The sequence below is a fragment of the Burkholderia sp. 9777_1386 genome (assembly GCF_015712265.1).
Lineage (GTDB): Bacteria > Pseudomonadota > Gammaproteobacteria > Burkholderiales > Burkholderiaceae > Burkholderia > Burkholderia cenocepacia.
In genome coordinates this window covers 112,356-131,435 of record NZ_JACCQB010000015.1, presented here as the reverse complement: position 1 = coordinate 131,435, position 19,080 = coordinate 112,356, and the positions used below count along the sequence as shown (strand labels likewise).

14 protein-coding genes and 1 pseudogene are annotated in these 19,080 nt (G+C 66.2%); 12 read left to right on the top strand and 3 right to left on the bottom strand.

All coding sequences use genetic code 11. The features are described from left to right. From H0X91_RS14605 to H0X91_RS14570, 8 genes and pseudogenes are all read left to right on the top strand, one after another. Positions 1-1,185, top strand: a pseudogene (locus H0X91_RS14605) (type VI secretion system Vgr family protein); the annotation flags it as partial. 53 nt (positions 1,186-1,238) lie between these two features. Further along, positions 1,239-2,111 carry a hypothetical protein gene (locus H0X91_RS14600; RefSeq protein WP_196433103.1) on the top strand — a complete coding sequence of 291 codons (873 nt, stop codon included), beginning with the start codon at positions 1,239-1,241 and terminating at the stop codon, positions 2,109-2,111. A 1-nt stretch (position 2,112) separates the two neighbouring features. Further along, positions 2,113-3,129 (top strand): hypothetical protein, encoded by a 1,017-nt coding sequence (locus H0X91_RS14595; protein ID WP_230205680.1) that lies wholly within the window; start codon positions 2,113-2,115, stop codon positions 3,127-3,129. A 69-nt stretch (positions 3,130-3,198) separates the two neighbouring features. After that, positions 3,199-6,003, top strand: coding sequence for a type VI secretion system Vgr family protein (locus H0X91_RS14590; protein ID WP_058901346.1), 2,805 nt, complete (start codon positions 3,199-3,201; stop codon positions 6,001-6,003). A 5-nt stretch (positions 6,004-6,008) separates the two neighbouring features. Further along, positions 6,009-6,899 (top strand): DUF4123 domain-containing protein, encoded by an 891-nt coding sequence (locus H0X91_RS14585; protein ID WP_206532957.1) that lies wholly within the window; start codon positions 6,009-6,011, stop codon positions 6,897-6,899. Beyond that, complete coding sequence (locus H0X91_RS14580; RefSeq protein ID WP_058901348.1) at positions 6,896-7,270, top strand: DUF805 domain-containing protein; 375 nt, start codon at positions 6,896-6,898, stop codon at positions 7,268-7,270. Before H0X91_RS14585 ends, H0X91_RS14580 begins: the two co-directional genes overlap by 4 nt. 8 nt (positions 7,271-7,278) lie before the next feature. Then, positions 7,279-7,758, top strand: a complete 480-nt coding sequence (locus H0X91_RS14575; RefSeq protein ID WP_048989006.1) for a DUF3304 domain-containing protein — start codon at positions 7,279-7,281, stop codon at positions 7,756-7,758. 5 nt (positions 7,759-7,763) lie between these two features. Next, a complete protein-coding gene (locus H0X91_RS14570) occupies positions 7,764-9,887 on the top strand; it encodes a phospholipase effector Tle1 domain-containing protein (RefSeq protein ID WP_062884605.1) in 2,124 nt (707 codons plus the stop codon). Positions 9,888-9,952: 65 nt separating this feature from the next. Here the strand turns inward: H0X91_RS14570 and H0X91_RS14565 are convergent, their stop codons facing one another. Together H0X91_RS14565 and H0X91_RS14555 are read right to left on the bottom strand one after the other, a co-directional pair. Then, positions 9,953-11,188, bottom strand: a complete 1,236-nt coding sequence (locus tag H0X91_RS14565; RefSeq protein WP_058901349.1) for a lytic transglycosylase domain-containing protein — start codon at positions 11,186-11,188, stop codon at positions 9,953-9,955. 412 nt (positions 11,189-11,600) lie between these two features. Then, positions 11,601-12,761 (bottom strand): porin, encoded by a 1,161-nt coding sequence (locus H0X91_RS14555; protein ID WP_034200718.1) that lies wholly within the window; start codon positions 12,759-12,761, stop codon positions 11,601-11,603. Positions 12,762-13,248: 487 nt separating this feature from the next. On the opposite strand from H0X91_RS14555, the gene H0X91_RS14550 reads away from it, so the two are divergent. From H0X91_RS14550 to H0X91_RS14535, 4 genes are read left to right on the top strand one after another with little or no spacing between them, the layout of a single operon-like run. After that, on the top strand, positions 13,249-13,758 hold the full coding sequence (locus H0X91_RS14550) for a sigma-70 family RNA polymerase sigma factor (protein WP_034200717.1): 510 nt from the start codon (positions 13,249-13,251) through the stop codon (positions 13,756-13,758). A gap of 3 nt (positions 13,759-13,761) precedes the next feature. Then, positions 13,762-14,745, top strand: coding sequence for a FecR domain-containing protein (locus H0X91_RS14545; RefSeq protein ID WP_048989002.1), 984 nt, complete (start codon positions 13,762-13,764; stop codon positions 14,743-14,745). A 54-nt stretch (positions 14,746-14,799) separates the two neighbouring features. After that, complete coding sequence (locus H0X91_RS14540; protein ID WP_058901352.1) at positions 14,800-17,367, top strand: TonB-dependent siderophore receptor; 2,568 nt, start codon at positions 14,800-14,802, stop codon at positions 17,365-17,367. Positions 17,368-17,422: 55 nt separating this feature from the next. Next, positions 17,423-18,172: a hypothetical protein gene (locus tag H0X91_RS14535; protein ID WP_006481566.1), complete on the top strand. Its 750-nt coding sequence runs from the start codon at positions 17,423-17,425 to the stop codon at positions 18,170-18,172. 15 nt (positions 18,173-18,187) lie between these two features. Here H0X91_RS14535 and H0X91_RS14530 read toward each other — a convergent pair whose 3' ends face one another. Further along, complete coding sequence (locus H0X91_RS14530) at positions 18,188-19,078, bottom strand: LysR family transcriptional regulator (protein WP_196433102.1); 891 nt, start codon at positions 19,076-19,078, stop codon at positions 18,188-18,190. Positions 19,079-19,080 lie beyond the last annotated feature (2 nt).

Sequence of the window (19,080 nt, the reverse complement as noted above, 5' to 3'; positions counted from 1 at the left end):
GCAGCGTCAGATGTTTATAAGGGACAGAGTTTGGTGGGTGCGGGGAGTTCGATCGTCGGTGCGACGGCATCGGGAGCGGGTGGCGCCGCGCTCGCGGCGCAGACGTTCGAGAGTGCATCGAGCCAGCCGATCTCGACCCGGACACTCCCCGCTCAGCCGGCTGTGTCAGTTGGTCCTGGCTCAGCAGGCTCCACGTTGTCGCGGGAGCCGCAACTCGGACATTCGGCTCCCGTGCCGGTGTCGGACGAACTCGAGGGACTACCGAAGAGCGGCCCCGCCGCGTCGATCGCCCCATGCAATCTTCATGTGCCGCCGCTCAAGCAGCTTGAATATCGGCCGGATATGGGACTTGTCGACTACTATCAGACTGACGCGAACGGCCGTGCAGTGCTCGAAGATCAGCATCCGATTCTGCTTCGCTTTTCCGGGTCGACCGGCATGTACGACATCGAATACACGCCGGCAACGGCCACGTTGACCGCAACGGTTCGCCTTCGGGTCGTGCTCGTGGATCAGCATGAGTATACGAACGGCCGGTTGCTGGTGGACAGGAAAACCGGTAAGCCGGTTTCGATACCGTACGACGGCGATGGGCCGGGGGATGACGAGGTCGTCTGGCAGAAGGTCGAGCGGCCCGCGAGTTCGGCCGATCTCGCGGGTTTCAAGCGGCGGATCGAAAACGGCCTGAACCGAAACCACTACTACATGCAGCCGAAGAAATGCCCACTCGGCAAGAACTGCACCTGCAAGGTGAAGTTGAAGCAGGAGATCGAATTCGTCACGACGACCGGACGGTTTCACAGCACCATCAGTCTGTACCCGATGGAGGCGCGGGCAAATTCGGAGAACTGGGGCGAGGTGCAGGTCACGTGGGATCCCGTGAAGAAGAAGGCAACGCGTGAGGCTACGCAAAACGCCATTATTCACGAGGCAGGACACCACTATGGGTGGCCGGACGAGTACTTCGAGAATCAAGGGGCCGTCTACGGCGCCTATATCAATGCACAGAAACTCGTCGACGTCGCGATGCCGCAGCTCCAGGATAATTGGCAGCGTACGTCTTCGACGAATCTGATGGGCGAGGGGATGTTTCTGCCGAATCCCGAGATTCCGAAGTATTACATGTACGGATTTCGCGATTGGTTCCAGAAGAAAACCAACATCGAGTGGGAAGTCCTGAAATGATGCGCTTTACACGGGTCCTGATGGCGATGACATTGATTCTTGGAGTGACGGACATGGCGTCTGCGAAAAACGAGCGCGGCTATTTCGAAATCCGCAGCGGGTCCGGACAGACCAATCCCGCGCCGACGATGGTGATCAAGGATGACGGCAAGACGCTTTCCTACTATTCGCGCGGAAGGGATCTCGATCACAGTTCGCAGGGCCGCTATCTGGGCATCGGGAAATATACGGTCGAATCGAGCGACGCCTATGCCGGGCAGCTCGCGGAAATCCGGCACGTGCTGAGCCAACGCGATGCGGCGGTCCGGGACGCGGTCAATGCGGGACCGGTTTTGTCCTATTCGTTCGACATGGATGGACACCACTACGAAGGTGCGTTCAACTACCAGGCGGAAAAGCCGGTACAGGACAAAATCATCGCGTTGTATTCGCTCGCGAAGGAACTGCTGAGCCATGGAAAGCCCGAGATCAATCTTCATCCGGCGTTGTCGATTCGTTCCGACTCGAATCGTTTGCTGGTCGAAGTCGAATTCCGGAACGAGGGCCGGCACGAGGTCATCATCGATGGTCCGGATACCTGGACGGACAATCTTGCGATCCCGACTCGGCAATACGTCGAAGTCAGGGGAAGCAACAGCGCAGGTGCCGACTTCAAGGTCCGCCTGGGGAGCAAGTATCTAATCGACGCGTCGCGCCGCTATGCCAGGGAGATCACCGTCAGGCCGGGTGACGTGACCCGGCTCGGGTTCGCGGTTCCCTACGATGCTTTGTCGTTCGACAGCGACTCTCCCATTCAGTGCATGGAAACAGGCACCTACGATTTTGTCGGGCGCATGCAGGGCAATGTCGACAAACCGGACGAGATGTCCGGCAGGTTCTTGACGTGGACGGACCCGGTGCCGTCGATCGGTTTGACGCGGGAGTGACATGATCCGGACTGAACGCACGCTACGCGCGATACCGATGATCGGGAAGCGAAAAGTTGTTCGTCGAGCGGGAAGCCGTACGGGCGGAATCGGGCGACGTGCGCCATATTTTCTGGCGGCGGTGTTTCTGTTCGGCGTGACGGAAGCCGCCTTGGCAGAAGCGGGCCGAGGCTACTTCGAAATACGGAGCAGCCCCGGCCAGATCGCACCATCGCCTCCACTGGCTTTCGCGTTCGACGGCGATCGCGTTGCCTACTATTCGCGCGGACGAGAGCTGGACATCATGCCGCCGGCGAAGTATATGGGCGTCGGAAAATACTCGGCGAAGCTCAGCGGGCACTATCGAACGGAGATCGATCAGGTGAAGCGGATGCTGGCCAATCACGAGATCACCTCGGTGCCGGGCCGCAATATTGGATCGGTCCTCGCGTATTCGTTCGATCTGAATGGAAGGCGTTATCAGGGCGACCTTCAGTATCGATCCAGCGACGAAATCAGCGGCAAGCTGGCGTTTCTTTATGACCTTGCGCAGGATCTGCTTGACCACGGCACGCCGGAAATCAATCTGCATCCGGTGTTTGCCGTGCATTCCGAGTCGGGAAATCTGGTGGTTGACCTCGTGTTCGAGAATGATGGCGTACAGGACGTTGTCATTGACGGTGTCGAGAATTGGTCGCCGCTACTTGCCCTCCCGACCGTGCAATACGTCCAGATCGGCGGGCTTAGCGACTCCGGCGTCGGCTTCGAGGTCCGGCTGGATGAGAAGTATCTGAGCGCCGCTTCCCGACCTTATGCGTCGACGATTGCAGTCAAACCAGGAGTGCCGGTAAAGGTCACATTCCTCGTGCCCTACACGGCGCTCACATTCGATCCGGGTTCGTCTGCGCAACGGATTCATTCGGGCACGTACCGGTTCGTAGGCACAGCCAACTTCAACATTGAGTCGCCCGACGAAATGAAGGGCAAGGTGTTTACGCAGATGGACCTGCTGCCGGCCGTCGAACTGACCGAGCGTTAATGCGGGCTTCGGGCATCCCGAAAGCCTTGATCAGAAACACCGTTCCCAGCGAACCCCGAGCCAAACATCATGTCGACCCAATCCGATCTCATCCAGGCATTCTTGCGCGGCTGGTCGCAGCACGACCGGTTTCTGTGGCTGACCACGCCGCTCGGCGCGGACAAGCTTGTCGCCGAGAGCCTGCAAGGATGGGAGTCGCTCGATCGCGGCGGCTTCCGGTTTCAGCTCACCGCGCTGACCGAGCGGCCCGACCTGCCGCTCGACAAACTGATCGGCGCGTCGGTCCTCATCGAATGGCAGGTCGCGGACGGGCAGGGCGCACGACGCCCGTTCCACGGCCATGTGACGGCCGCGGAACGCGTCGGCTACAACGGCGGGCTCGCGCGTGTGCGGCTCGTCGTCGAACCGTGGCTCGCGCTGCTGCATCAGCGCGTCGACAGCTACAACTTCGTGAACGCGAGCGTGGTCGAGATCAGCGAGCAGATCTTTGCGCACTATGCGCGTGGCGCGATCGCGCCGGCATGGCGCTGGGCGCTTGCCGACCCGGCGAAATATGCGAACCGCAGCCTGACCGCACAGGCCGGCGAATCGGATTTCGCGTTTCTCGAACGACTGTGGGCGGAAGAGGGCATCTTCTACTGGTTCGAACACCAGGGCGACGCGCACTCGACTGACCTGGGCAAACACACGCTCGTGCTGGCCGATACGAACCAGCGTTTCGCCCCGGCTGAACCCGAAGTCATCGGCTTCCATCAGACGAGCGACGGCGACCCGCGCGGTGGCATTCGGCAATTCATGAATGCGCGCCGCTGGCGCATCGGCAGCATCGCACGCGCAAGCTGGGATCACCGAAGCCTGTCGACCCGTCCGTCCAGTGTGCGTGCGAGCGGTGCGGTCGCGCCGGGCGAGGATCGCGATGTCGCAGGCCCGTACGCGTTCCAGACCGCCGCGATCGGCGACCAGCGCGCGCAGCAGCAACTCGACGCGCAGCGTGTGCCGGCGCTGCAAACCGAAGGCAGCGGCACGCGTCGCGATTTGCGGCCCGGGCTGCGTTTCGCGATGTCGCGGCATCCGTCACTCGATCCATCGCGCGCGTTCGTGTGCCTGCGCGTCGAGCACGACGCGCGTGCGAACGTGAGCGCCGATGTGCACGGCGCGATCGCGCAACGGCTCGGCGCGATTCCGCCGGGACTCGATATCGCGCCCGGCGAGCCGGGCGGCGCGCAGGCGCTGCACGCGGCATTCGACGCCACGACGCACGCCGGCGGCGCGCTGGTAGACGGCGACGAGGTGTACCGGAACCGCTTCGCCGCGCTGCCGTTCGACCAGGCTTACCGGCCGTTGGCGCCGAGCGGGCATGGCGCACGCGTGCATCCGGTCGCGGTGATGCCGGGCGCCCAGACGAGCATCGTGGTCGGCGCGGGCGATCCGGTTCATACCGAACGCGATCACCGGATCCGGATCCAGCATCATGCGCAGCGCGGGCAGAATTCCGCGAGTCGCGACGAACATCCGCGCGCGGCGAACGCGCCGGCCGATCGTGGCGCGGGCACCTGGACGCGCATGGTGACATCGATCGGCGGCGACAACTGGGGCGGGGTGAGCGTGCCGCGCGTCGGTCAGGAAGTCTGGACCGAATGGCTGGAAGGCCAGCCCGACCGGCCGGTCGCTGTCGCCGCGCTGTACAACGGGCAAGGCAACGCGGACGCGCAGCACAATGCGCTGGCGGGCGGCCCGAGCGGCAGCACGGCCAATGCGGCGGCCTGGTTTGCCGGCAACGACCACGCAGCCGTGCTGACCGGGTTCAAGACGCAGGACCTGAATGCGAGTCAGACCGGCGCGGGTGGCTCGCGACAATTCATGCTTGACGATACGGCTGGGCAGTCGAGTGCGCGCCTTTATACGACCGATCACGGCAGCGGCCTGACGCTCGGGCACATCAAGCAGGTGCAGGACAACCGGCGTCTGGCCGATCGCGGCTACGGCGCCGAACTGTCGACGCAGGCAGCCGCCGCGCTGCGCGCCGGCGCCGGCTTGTTGATCAGCACGGCGCCCGGCGTGAACCAGATGGACGCGAGTGCAGCGAGCCAGGTGCTCGCGCAGCAACGCGAGATGCTGCAGGGGCTCGCGAAATTCGCGCGCAAGCAGGGTGCGGAGCCGGGCGCGAGCACGGCGCAGCCCGATGGTGTCGCGTCTGTCGGCGACACGACATCGCCGCTCGTGGCGATCGAGGGCCTGCAGCAAAGCCAGGTGTCGCTCGGCGCAACGCGCGAAGGCAGTGGCGCGGGCGGTGCCGGCGGCGGTGCGGTTGCGTGGCAGCATCCGCATCTCGTCGCGCACGGCGCGGCCGGCGTCGCCGCGCTGACGGCGCAAAGCCACGTGTGGACGTCGGGCACGCAAACCGTACTGAGCGCCGGACGCGACGTGCAGGTCACGGTCCAGGGCAAGTCGAGCATCGTCGCGAAGGAAGGCATTGCGCTGTACACGCACGGCACCCCGGGCGGCAGCCGTCCCGTGCCGGCCGCCGGGATCGCGCTTCATGCTGCGACGGGCGCCGTCACCGTGCAGGCGCAGAACGGCGGCACGCTCGACGCCAGTGCGCAGCGTGCGGTGACTGTATCGAGCGCGAAGGCAAGTGTCGCGCTGCAGTCGCCGAAGCGGCTGCTGCTGACGGCGGCCAACGCGTTCCTGAAGATGGAAGGCAACGACATCGTGATCGGCGCGCCGGGCAAAGCGACGTTCCATGCGGCCCAGCACACGCTGACTGGCCCGCGATCCGCGAACGTCCAGTTGCCGTCGATGAACAAGCCCGCATGTGTCGAATGCATGCGGGATCTCGCGCATCGCCACGAAGCGATCGCCACGCGCGGGTGACGACGATGACTGCGCTGCTCCAGACATGGGAAACGACGGCGGCCGCCGAGCATGCAGCGTTTCCGGATGCCCATCGCTACCTGTTGGCCGATGCGTCGCAGTTGCCGATCAACGCGGCGCCCTGGCGCGAGTTGATTGCGGCGGGACAGGTTCACAACGTGCTGGCTGGCCAGCCCGAGGCGAGCAATCCGGAGGTCTGTGCGCTGGTGTGCGACTATCGTGCACCGCACGTGCCGGCGTTGCTCGAACGGCAGCTCGCGCGGCGGCCGTTCGCGTTTCTGTCGCTGGTCAGCGTCTATCCGCTCGATGAACTCGTGCCGAAACTCGGCGTCAGGACGCGCGTGACGCTGCCCGACGATCGCGACGGACTGCTGCGGTTCTACGACGCGGCGGTGTTTCAGACACTGGCGGGCGCGCTGTCCGAGTCGCGTTATCAGGCGCTGTTGTCGCCGTGCGTGTCATGGACCTGGGTGCGTCGCGATGGCACCGTCGGTACGGTGCGACATCCGCGCCGGCACGAACGAATCTTCTACGCATGCGTGGATGCGCGCGAGCTCGACGCTTTGCGGCGCGGCAGCCGGCCGGACGCCGTGCTCGCCGAATTGCGACGCAACGGCCGGATCCCCGTCGACGCGGATCCGTTCGATACTTACGCGCGCATGCGTCGTCTGATCGGCGTGCTGGATGCGCAGGGATTGGGTGACGACCGCCTTGCCTACCGGATCGGTGCGACACTGGCGATGGTCGGCCACGTGGAGCTCGACGACGAGCGCGTCGTTGCCGAGTGCATTGCTGCGTATCGGCATGATCACGACGCGTTGTGCGACGCATTGCTCGATCGCCTGATCGAGATCGATGCCGCGAATGCCGAGACGAAACAGGAGGCGCGGCAATGAACGTGGCCGCCCTGTTTTCGTTCCGCGGCCGGGCCGGGCGCATCGAGTGGTGGGGCGTGACCGTGCCGTGGCTGATTGCGGGCTCCGTGCTCGACGTGCTCGCCGGCCTGCCTGCAGCGCAACGTATCGCGACGTTCGCCGATGTCGTCGGCTGGGCATTCGCGATCGTGATGATCTGGATGCTCGTCGCGGTGTCGGTGCGGCGCTGGCACGACATCGGCAAGTCCGGATGGTGGACGCTTCTTCATGCGATCCCGGTCGGAGGCGCGTTCATCACCATTGCGATGAACGGGTTCTATCGCGGGGACGACGCGCGCAACCGGTTCGGTCCGCCATCGCCGGATGCAGGCAACAACGACGCAAGTTTGTGAGGGTATCGATGAAATTCAGAGCAGGGATGCACGTTGTGGCGCTGGTCGGGCTTGGCGTGCTTGCCGCATGCAGCAAGCACGGTGTCGACGTATCGGCGGAGCCGCATAACGTGTGCGTCACCGGGTACAACGAGTACGGGCGCAAGCTCCACGAATTCTGGCTCGACAACGAGCACAAGTCGGGATGCTTCGGCAATCCGTCGGCGCGCGAGGACGGCGAGGCATTCGGCGGCGGCGGCGGCTTTGCCTGCGGTTGCAAGGTAACGCCGGGGCAGAAGGTGAAGCTGTTCTGGGAATTTGCGCAGCCGCTGGACGACATTCAGCGCGGCATCCAGCCCGAGCGCAAGACGATCGACGTGACCATTCCACAGCCGGAATCGCCGACGTCGCGCTATCTGCGTGTGTATTTCCGCAAGAACGGCACGGCCGAGCTGCAGTGGGTCGACGACATGAACGCGCCCGAACTCAAGCCGACGCAGGAGAAGTAAGTGCCATGGCCGAAATCAATCTGAAGAAGGACGCCGTCTCCGCAGAGACGGACCGCGTCAAGGCGGAGGCCGAGCAAATGTGTCCCGCATGCGAACACATGCTGTGGGTCAGCTTCTATTTCGACGGATTCGGCTTCGGCGAGAAGGACGGTCCGCGAACCAATATCCTGAAGCTGTTCAACGCCGCGTACGACAAGAAGAACAAGAACATGCGGCGCTTCTACTATCCGGGACTTGGCGCGAATTTCGACCCCGAGGCCGGTGTGCTGCGCGAGGTCCTGAAGGACAAGGCGACGGATACGGTCAGCGAGAAAGCTCGCGACAAGCTCAAGGAGCAGACGGTCGACAAGGTCAAGGAAAAGGCGCAGAAGGCCGCCGAGGACGCGTGGAAGCAGAGTGGAAAGATCAGTGATCCTACGTTCGGAAATCGCGTGAGCGACACGTTCGACACGCTGGTCGGCAAGACGAAAGACGGCTTGGGCGACGCACGCAAGCGGATCGAGCGCGCGATCGAGCGGCCCGGGTCGGAAAAGAATCGTGCGCTGCGCTATCTGCGGCACGAATGGAAGGGCTTCTGGCGCGACGTCGTCAAGTATCCATACCGGATTCCGAAAACCGTGCTGAAGGAGGTCGGCAAGGAATCGCTGGGCGCGGCGGCCGAGTCGTTCCAGCTCACGCGCGATACGAAGCTGGGCGCCGCGCTATTCAATACGGGCGTGGATACGCGCCTGAAGGCGGCGGTAGAGGATTTCAAGGCGGCGGTGGCCGGCGCGAAGCAGGCCGGCACGGTGAACAAGATCCATGTCGCGATCTTCGGCTACGACATGGGCGGCGGCCTTGCGCTCGCCTTTGCCAGGCAATTGCTCGACGAGGTGGCCAAGGGGGGGAAATACGATGGCGTTTCGGTCAAGATCAAGTTCATGGGGCTGTTCGATTGCGTGACGAACCGCTTCGACGACAACCTGCTGACGGGCTACATCCCGCTGAGCAACGCGGTGTCGTCGGATCTGATCCTGTCGCCGGACATCGAGAAATGCGTGCACTACGCGGCCGCCCACGAACTGCGCGTGTACAAGCCGCTGACGATGCTCGGCGTCGACCCGTCCGACATGCGCGGTCGGCGGCAGGAGCGCTTGTTTCCCGGCGCGCAGGTGGACGTGGGCGGCGGCGCGATCGAAGGCGAGGACGGCATTTCCGACAAGCTGGCGCGCGTGCCGCTCGAGATGATGTACCACCGCGCGTACGGCGCCGGCATTCCGATGCCCAGCCTGACCGCGCTGGCCAACGAGGACGGTGCGCTGTATCAGCAGATCGTCGCGCCGCCCGAGATCCAGAATTTCCAGCTCGACTACCGGCTGGCAGTCAAGAAGCTCGTGGCGACGACACGCGAGATTCCGCCGCTCACGCCGCTGGGCACAGGTGTCGGCTATCCGTCGGCGACGCTCAAGCCGTCGATCGGGCCGCTCGATTTCCTCAATCCGAAGCCCGTGCCTGACATGACGGACGGTTGCCGCGTGCCCGATCCGGCGCCGCCGCGCCCGATCGTCGTGACCGATCTGCCGAAGGACATCCAGGGCGAACTCAAGGGCCACATGGTCGTGTATATCCAGTGGCTGCGCATGTGGTACGACCAGGCCGAGAATCGCGCGGCCGCGGCGCAGCGCAAGCCGGGCTGGCTCGGCGGCGCGGCCAATCCGCTAGCGTACGGACGTTACGAGAAGCTGGTGCGCGAGATCGATTTCCAGAAGCAGCACGGTACGCGCCCGGGATATGGGTTCGATGGCAAGCAGGCAATGAAGCAGCTCGGCGGCGAGTTGCCACCATCGATATTCAACACCGATCCGCAGGCGCAGGCGCTGTTCTGGCTCTGGAACAATCCGGGCGAGCGCCTGCCCCAGGTGGAGGCGATGTATCCGCTGTTCGTGAAGCACGTGCACGACAGCATGGCCGAGAGCGATGTCGAGGCGGTGTGGAGTCACCTCGTGTCGATCAAGAACTACCTGAACACGAGGGCGATGCAGAAAATCGCGACCGCACCCGACAAGTCGTTCCTGGACCGCGTCGCAGACATGTATCAGTCGCTGGTATCGACCGTATCGGCACCGTCCGGCACGACGGCCGTTCGATAGGCCCGATCGTCCGGCAGTCCGCCGCTCGCCGACGCCGGCTGCCTACAGGCAGCCGGGCCCGCGCGTTACTTCGAGATGTACCACAGCGCATCCGCACTGACACGCGACGGCTGCGCGGCCGCGGCCGGTGCTTGGGCCGGCGCGGGCGGCGGCGTGTTCGACGTGACGGCCGTCGGCAGCGTGGCCGGAACATTCGCGGTCGATGGCGACGCCGTCGCGGTGCCCGACGTCGACGGCGTATTCACGTACCACAGCGCATCGGCCGAGGCCGTGCGTTTCGCGGCCGTATTGGCTGCCGCGTTCGTCGTCGTATTCGCCGCCGTACCGGCCGACTTCTTCGATGCCGATGCCGATGCCGAGGCCGATGCGCCGGCTGTCGCCGCACCCGCCGTTCCGGCCTGCGCGGTCATGCCCGCGGCTGCCGCGCCGCGCTGCGCGCGCGCTTCGAACGGCCCGAGCTGGAAGATTAACGTTTGCGCGGGACGCGTCACGACGGCATACGGAAACTGCAGCTCCCACGACATCAGCACGCGCCCGGCCGACGTCTCGGTGAAGATCGCCGGCACGTGCTTCATGTCGCTGAACTGCACGTAGATTCGCGCGCCGTCGTCGAACACCTGGGTCGGCTTGGCCTGGTCGGCGCCGGTGACCGTCCAGCCGAAGTTGTACGTGCCGGCCGGACCGGCGGGGCCGCCCTGCGGCGGGGGCGGCGGGGCCGGCGATACGGTGCGCGCACGCGTGACGGGCGGCGCCGACACGCTCAGGCTCGCGAACGGGTTGTATGTCTGCGCCTGTTGCGGCGGCGTAAAGGACGGTGGCAGGATGGGCATGGGAGTATCCGGCGAATCCGGCATGGTCCGGATTGCATCATAGACCTTGCGCGCATACGCGAGGCGCTTGTCGGGCGACGCGGAGTTGTACGCGCCGATCGCGTTCCAGTTGGGGCCGAGCTGGCGGATGTTCTGCGACAGGATCCACGCGCCGACGTACGCGTTCGTGCACGCATCGAACAGGCTTTCCCGCGTGATGCCTTCGCGCGCCAGCGTCGGCAGCCACGTGCTGTTGATCTGCATCAGCCCGATGTCGACCGTGCCGTTGGTATTCGTGTTCACCGCGTTCGGATTCATCCCCGATTCGACTTGCGCGATGCCGCGCATCAGGCTGACGCTCACGTGCTGGAACGCGGCCGCGTCGTCCAGGCAATCGGCCCGCGCGACGCCGCAGAGCGCGCACGACAGCGCGATCGTCGAGGCGAGGGTCAGCGTGTCGCGGCTGAGCGGGCGAGTAGTATGACGCGGCATGGCAGGTTGGGGCGGAATCCGGCCGCCCGGTGCAAGGAAATTACGCAGACGCGAAGTGTGCCATAGCGGGCGGGCAAATGGCTCGCGTCAAACTTTCCTTTGCATTTGCCGGCGCGTTCGCCGCGCATTTTTATCGCGCCGGATCACGGCCCGCGGCGATGCGTGATCGGTAAAAACGGCCGGCATTTGCGCAAATAGCGTTGCAATGGTGGCGTCCCAAACCTGACGTATTACGTCACTCGCGCGATGAAACCGGAGATCGAGCGAGCGAAAGGGAAAATCGCTTGTCGGCCGTTCACCGAAGCGAAAGAAAGCGACAAAAAATCGGCGGCCGAAGCCGCCGTCTGAGAAATCCGAAGTCGACCGGCCGCGCGGCGCGCGGCCAGCCATTTCCCGGTATCGCGATGCGCGATCAGAAGCGGTGACGCAGGCCGAGGTTGACCATCGTTTGCGAGCTCGTGCCCGCATAGCCGTACGAACCGATCGACGCCTGCGCGGCCATCGAGCCGCCCTTGCCGTCGCCGGTCTGGCCGCTGGCGTGCTGGTACGCGGCGGTCAGGTAGACGTCGGTGCGCTTCGACAGGCTGTAGTCGGCGCCGGCCGAGACCTGGTGATAGGTTGCCGACGTGTCGCCGCCCGAGCGCGTGTAGCTGTAACCGACGCCGACGAGCAGCGCATTCGTCGCCTGGTAGTTCACGAAGCCTTGCCCCGTGTTGTAGTGCTCGTTCGAGCCGAACACCGAGCTGGCGTCGCGGCGGTACTGCGCGTTGCTGTAGCCGAGGCCGAACGTGAACGGGCCGGCGACGTACTGGCCCGCGATGCGGCCGATGCCGATCGAGTGCGCGCTCGCGTAGCCGTTGTTGATCGGGCCGTCGAACGTGCCGTCCGACGAGCTGGTCCAGCCGGTGCGCAGGCCGCCCGACGCGGGGCTGTTGGTCGCGTGGAAGTAGCCGCCGGCGACGCTGAACGGCCCGTTGTTGTACGACACGGCGGCCGAGTACGACTGCGCGGCGCCGGTGCTGCCGGCGATGCCGCCGAACGAATACATCGCCGAGAACTGCAGGCCCGAATAGACGGCCGACGTGTACTTCACCGCGTTGTCGACGCGGAAGCTGTTGTCGTAGTTGTCGACGTCGCCCGGCGTCGCGAACACGCTGCCCAGATAGTTGTCGGCGGTGATGCCCTGCACGAGATCGACGAGCGGGTCGTACTGGCGGCCGAACGTGAGCGTGCCGTAGCGGTCGCTCGTCAGGCCGACGAACGCTTGCCGGCCGAACAGGCGGCCGCCCTGACCCTGCCGGCCGTTGCTCGGATCGAAGCCGTTCTCCAGCTGGAACAGCGCCTTCAGCCCGCCGCCGAGATCCTCGGTGCCTTTCACGCCCCAGCGGCTGCCGGCGAGGTTGCCCGCGCTGCTGTTACCGAGCATCCACGCGTTGTCCTTGCCTTGTTCATGGTTCACATAGGTGATCGACGTGTCGATCACGCCGTACAGCGTGACACTCGACTGCGCATGCGCGACGGGCATCGCCGCGAACGACGCGAGCGAAATCAGCGAGAGGGTCGTGCGTTTCATGTCATCTCCTTGGCGCATTGGTGTGGGTTCGTGATCCGGAATGGCAGGAGACTACAGAGCCGCACTAAAACGGCAAAAATGAAATTCTTCGTTGTGGTCTGATGCAGACAGGGACGTTCCTGGAAATTCACCATTGAGGGATTTGCATTATTGATAGACGCGTATCAATGGGTTGTCATTCCATCGGTTTTTCATTGCATTTTGCGTGTGCCGTGATAATTCGGCGTGATTGTCGGGCGATTTACCGCAATCCCGATATTGTTATCGATCCGTCAAATTACTATTTAACGAATCGAGTTGGCCCGGCCGGAGCGAATGTGATAACCGAACGGGCGGTTCGCATCCGGCGGCGGTATCGCGGTTGCGCCAGGCGTCGCGGCGTCGGCGTCACCCTCGTGCCGAAACCGGGGTCGCTATCTCACTTTTGTATATAATAATCATTCTCATTTACAAAGTGGTTGATGCTCGCGCACCCCGGAACCCGGCCATGTCCGCTGACAAGCTGTCCCTCCATCGAGAAATCGACGCCCTCTATGCCGACCACCACGCGTGGTTGCGCGGCTGGCTGAGTCGCAAGCTCGGGTGCGCGCACCGCGCCGCCGACCTCGCGCATGACACGTTCGTACGCTTGCTCGCGCGCGACGAGCCGATCGGCGCCGACGAGCCGCGCGCGTTCCTGACGACCGTCGCGCAGCGGGTGCTGAGCAACCACTGGCGGCGCGAGCAGATCGAGCGCGCGTATCTCGACGTGCTCGCGCAGCGCCCGGAAGCAGTGGCGCCGTCGCCGGAAGAGCGGGCCGTCGTCGTCGAGACGCTGCTCGAGATCGACCGGCTGCTCGACGGCCTGCCGCTCGCGGCGAAGCGCGCGTTCCTGCTCGCGCAGCTCGACGGGCTCACGCAGGCCGAGATCGCGCGCGAACTCGGCGTATCGCTCGCGACGGTGAAGCGCTATCTCGTGAAGGCCGGCACGCAGTGCTTTTTCACGATGGCGGCCTGACCGATGGCCGCCCCGGGAGCGCCGGCGGTGCCGCCGCACGTTGCACGTCGCGCGGTCGAATGGTGGGTCGACCGGCAATCCGGCCGTACCGACGACGCATTCGTCGCCGCGCTCGCGCGCTGGCGCGCGGAAGATCCGGCGCACGACGCGGCGTGGCGTCACATCGAAGCGATGCAGGGCCGGTTCGGCCGGCTGGCGGCCGGGCTCGATGCGCAGGCCGCGCACGCGGCGCTGTTGCCGAAGCGGGCAGGCCGCCGCGCGGCCGCGAAGGCGCTGGCCGTGCTGCTGTTCGCGGGCGGCGCCGCATGGATGGCCGAACCCGCGCGGCGCGCGGCGATCTGGCCGGCCGACCTGCGCACGGCGGTCGGCGAGCGGCGCACGGTGACGCTCGCGGATCGCACGGTCGTCGTGCTCGATACCGACACGGCGCTCGACGTGCGCTTCGACGATGCGGCGCGCCGCCTGCGCCTGCTGCGCGGCACGGTCATGGTGACCAGCGGCCACGACGATCGTCTGCCCGCGCGGCCGCTCGTCGTCGTGACCGCGCAAGGCGAGCTGCGGCCGCTCGGCACGCGCTTCGCGGTGCGGCAGCGCGACGGCGCGACGCGCGTCGAGGTGTTCGCCGGCGCCGTCCAGGTGCAGCCGGTCGATGCGTCGGCCGGCATGCGCGTGATCGCGGCCGGGGAGGGCGCGGATTTCACGCGCGATGCGATCGACGCGCCGGCGCCGCTCGATCCGTATGCCGCCGCATGGACGAACGGCATGCTCGTCGCGTCGCGCATGCGGCTGGCCGATCTCGTCGCCGAGCTCGACCGCCATCGCCGCGGCAGCCTGCGCTGCGATCCGGCCGTGGCCGAGCTGCGCGTGTCGGGCACCTATCCGCTCGACGATCCGCAGCGCGTGCTCGATACGCTGGCGGCGACGCTGCCGATCGACGTCCACTACCTGACGCGTTACTGGGCGACCGTCGTGCCGGCCCGTTCGTGAGCGCGCCGGAAATTTTTTTCGCCGACCTGAGCTGTTTCTCGATGTTCGCGTGACATGGGTCATGAAAGCAGCACTGGCCCATCGTCCACCGACTCTCCGATCATGGCTTCCATCCGTCTCACGTATCGGCGCCGTCCGGCGCCCGCCCGTCATCTGCCGCGCGCGTCGCGCCCGGCCGCGCCGGGCCGTCTTGCCCGCCGGCTCGCCGGCGCGGTCCTGCTGTCGGCACTGCTGCCGCTGCCCGCGCTGGCCGACACCGACGCCGATGCGGCGACCGCGGCGCAGCGCGCGTCGCGCCGCGCGTTCGACATTCCGGCCGGCCCGCTCGAAGCGGTGCTGAACCGGTTCGGCCGCGACGCGGGCATCCTGCTCGCGTTTCCGGCCGAGCTGACGGCGGGCCTGACGAGCGGCGGCGTGCACGGCCGGTTCGACGTCGACGGCGCGTTCGATCGCCTGCTGGCCGGCACGGGGCTCGTCGCGCTGCGCCAACCGGGCGGCGGCTACACGCTGATGCGCGCCGACGGTTCGGCGGCCGGGCCTGTCGCGGCCGGCGCCGCGCCGGCCGCCGAGTTGCCGACGATCAACGTGCGCTCCAGTGCATTGCGCGCCGAAAGCTATCGCGCGCCGAAGGAGGCCGGCGTACTGCGCTCGGACATTCCGCTGCTCGACACCGCGCAGGCCGTCAACATCGTGCCCGCGCAGGTGCTGCGCGACCAGCGGCCGCGCAATCTCGACGACGCGCTCGGCAACGTGAGCGGCATCACGCAGGGCAACACGCTCGCGGGCACGCAGGACACGATCATGAAACGCGGCTTCGGCGGCAACCGCGACGGCTCGATCATGCAGAACGGCATGCCGCTCGTGCAGGGCCGCGCGTTCAACGCGGCGACCGACAGCGTCGAGGTGCTGAAGGGGCCGACGTCGCTGCTGTACGGGCTGATGGACCCGGGCGGCGTCGTCAACGTCGTCAGCAAGCAGCCGCAGCTCACGCGCTACAACGCGATCTCGCTCGGCGCATCGACGTTCGGGCACGGCAAGAACGGCGGCAGCGCGACCTTCGACTCGACCGGGCCGGTCGGCGATTCGCGGCTCGCGTACCGGCTGATCGTCGACCAGTCGAACGAGCAGTACTGGCGCAACTTCGGCGAGTACCGGCAGACCTTCGTCGCGCCGTCGCTCGCGTGGTACGGCCGCGATACGCAGGTCGCGGTGTCGTACCAGTACCGCAAGTTCCATTCGCCGTTCGATCGCGGCACCGCGCTCGATCCGCGCACCAATGCGCCGCTCGACATTCCCGCGCGGCGGCGCATAGACGAGCCGTTCAACAACATGGACGGCGAATCGCATCTCGCGCAACTGAGCGTCGATCACCAGTTCAACGCGGACTGGAGCGCGCATGTCGGCTACAGCTACAACCGCGAGACCTACGATGCGAACCAGTTGCGCACGACCGGCGTCGATCCGGTGAAGGGCACGATGACGCGCAGCAACGATGCGACGCACGGGTCGCTCAGCACCGACAGCTACGGGATCGGCTACGTGATCGGCAAGCTGTCGCTCGCGGGGATGCGGCACGACATGCAGGTCGGCTTCGATACCGAATACCGCCGCATCTATCGCAAGGACATGCTGCGCCAGGCCGTGAAGACGCCGTTCAGCTATGTCGACCCGGTGTACGGGCTGCTGCCGCCGTCGAGCACGGTGTCCGCGAGCGACAGCGACCAGACCGACACGCTGCACGATGCGTCCGCATTCTTCCAGGACACCATCCACCTGACCGACAAGTGGATCGTGTCGGGCGGCATCCGCTACATCACGTACAACCAGGTCGCGGGGCGCGGCCGGCCATTTACCGCGAACACCGATCTCAGCGGCTCGAAGTGGCTGCCGCGCGCGGGCGTCGTCTACAAGTGGACCGATTCGTTCTCGCTGTACGGCAGCTATTCGCAGTCGCTGAAGCCGTCGTCGTCGATCGCGCCGATGACGGGCTACATCATCGACGGCGCGACGCCGCCCGAGGAAGCGACCGCGTGGGAAGTGGGCGGCAAGCTCGACTTGGCCGGCGGGATGACCGGCACGCTCGCGCTGTTCAACATCGACAAGAAGAACGTGCTGGTGTCGCAGTACAACGACGCGACGAAGCTGACCGACTGGCGCACGTCGGGCAAGGCGCGCTCGCGCGGCGTCGAGCTCGACGTCTCCGGCAAGCTCGGCGAACGCGTGAACGTGATCGCGAGCTACGCGTACATCGACGCGAAGACGACCGAGGATCCGCTGTACGCGGGCAATCAGCTGTGGAACGTCGCGCGTCACACCGCGTCGTTCGCGGCGGTCTACGACTTCGGCACGGTGGCGGGCGGCGACGACCTGCGCCTCGGCGCGGACGTGCGCTACGTAGGTGCGCGCCCCGGCGATTCGGCGAACAGCTTCACGCTGCCGTCGTACGTGCTCGCCGATGCGTTCGCGACCTACGACACGCGGATCGGCAAGCAGAAGCTGTCGTTCCAGCTCAACGTGAAGAACCTGTTCAACCGCACGTACTACCCATCGAGCGCGAACCGCTATTTCGTCGCGGTCGGCGACGCGCGCCAGGTGTCGCTGCTGACCACGCTGCAGTTCTGACCATGCAATCGCCGCGCGGCCGTGACGTCGGCGCGCGGCTTCGGAGAAGATTCAGATGAAGCTGAAGATGAAGAACGGCGCGCGCCGCCGCTTGTTGCGCGCGATTGCGGGCTCGGTGCTCGCGCTGGGCGCGGGCCTCGCCGCCGGCGTATCGGCGCCCGCATTCGCCGCCGATGCGCCGCCGGCCGTGACGCGCGTCGCGATGCTCGTGCAACTGCACGGCCCGAACCTCAAAGTCGACGAACGCATCGGCCAACATCTCGGCGAACGCGGTTACACGGTGCGCCTGATCGACGAGGCGGCCACGCCCGATGCGGCGCGCGACGCCGATCTGGTCGTGATCTCGTCGACGGTCTCGTCGAAGAACGTGCGGCCCGGCTGGCGCACGCTCGACAAGCCGCTCGTGACGTGGGAAAACGACCTGCTCGACGATCTCGCGATGACGGGCAAGCGGCACGACGTGGACTTCGGCGAAACGGGCAAGGAGCGCTACCTGTGGCTCGTCAATGCACCGCATCCGATCGCGGCCGGGCTGCCGGCCGGCGCGACGAACGCGTACGGCAAGCAGGCGCCGATGAGCTGGGGCAAGCCGGGGCTCGGCGCGATCACGATCGCGACCGTGTACGGGCAGCCCGACAAGGCCGCGATCTTCGCGTACGAGAAGGGCGCGACGATGGACTACGAAACGCTCGCGCCGGCGCGTCGCGTGATGTTCTTTCTCGACAACGACACGTTCACGAACCTGTCGCCGGCCGGCGTCGCGCTGTTCGACGCGGCGGTGGACTGGGCGGCTGGGCGGCGCTGAGCCGCCACGTGTCGATCACGCGGCCGGCCGCGGCGCGCGCCGCCGCGATGCCGCCTCGATCAGTTGCGCGAGCGTTTGCGCGGGTTCCGAGATCGTGCGCCGCGCGCGATGCACGAGCCCGATGTCGCGATGGAACGTGTGATGCCCGAGGTCGATCGCGCGCACGCCGGCCGGCCAGCGGCGATACACGGCGGTTTGCGGCACGATCGCGACGCCGACGCCGTGCTCGACCAGCTTGACGATCGCGTCGAGCTCGTCGAGTTCGCAGGTGTCGCGCACCGCGATGTGCATCTTGCGCAGAAAGCGGTCGACCTGGCGACCGCCGAACGACGCGCGGTCGTAGCGCACGAACGGCTCGTTCGCGAGCAGCGCGGCCCAGTCCTTGCCCTTCACGCCGCGCGGCACGATCAGCCGGAACGGTTCCTGCACGAGCGTCGTCCAGTGCAGGTCGCTCTGCAGCGCGAACGGCGGGCGGATGATCGCGGCCATGTCGAGCTCGCCCGCGTCGACCCGGTTGACCAGCTCGATCGACAGCCCCGGGATCACGCGCGTGCGGCACGCGGGGTGCCGGCGATGGAAGTCGGCCAGCGCGGCCGGCAGCAGCGCGCTCTGCACCGACGCGATCGCGCCGATCGTCACGCGCACGGCGGCCGGCGAGCCGGGTGCGTTCGAGCTGAGGTTCTCGTACAGGCCGATCAGCGCCTGCGCCTGGTCGAGCACGTGATGGCCGCGCTCGTTGAGCCGCGCCGAGCGCCCTTGCCGGTCGAACAGCGCGAAGCCGAGCTCGGCCTCGAGGCGCTGCATCTGCGCGCTGACGGCCGCCTGCGTGAGCCCGATACGATTGCCGGCCGCGGCGAAGGTGCCTTCCCGGGCGACGGCGACGAGGGTTTTCAGTTCGCGGATCATTC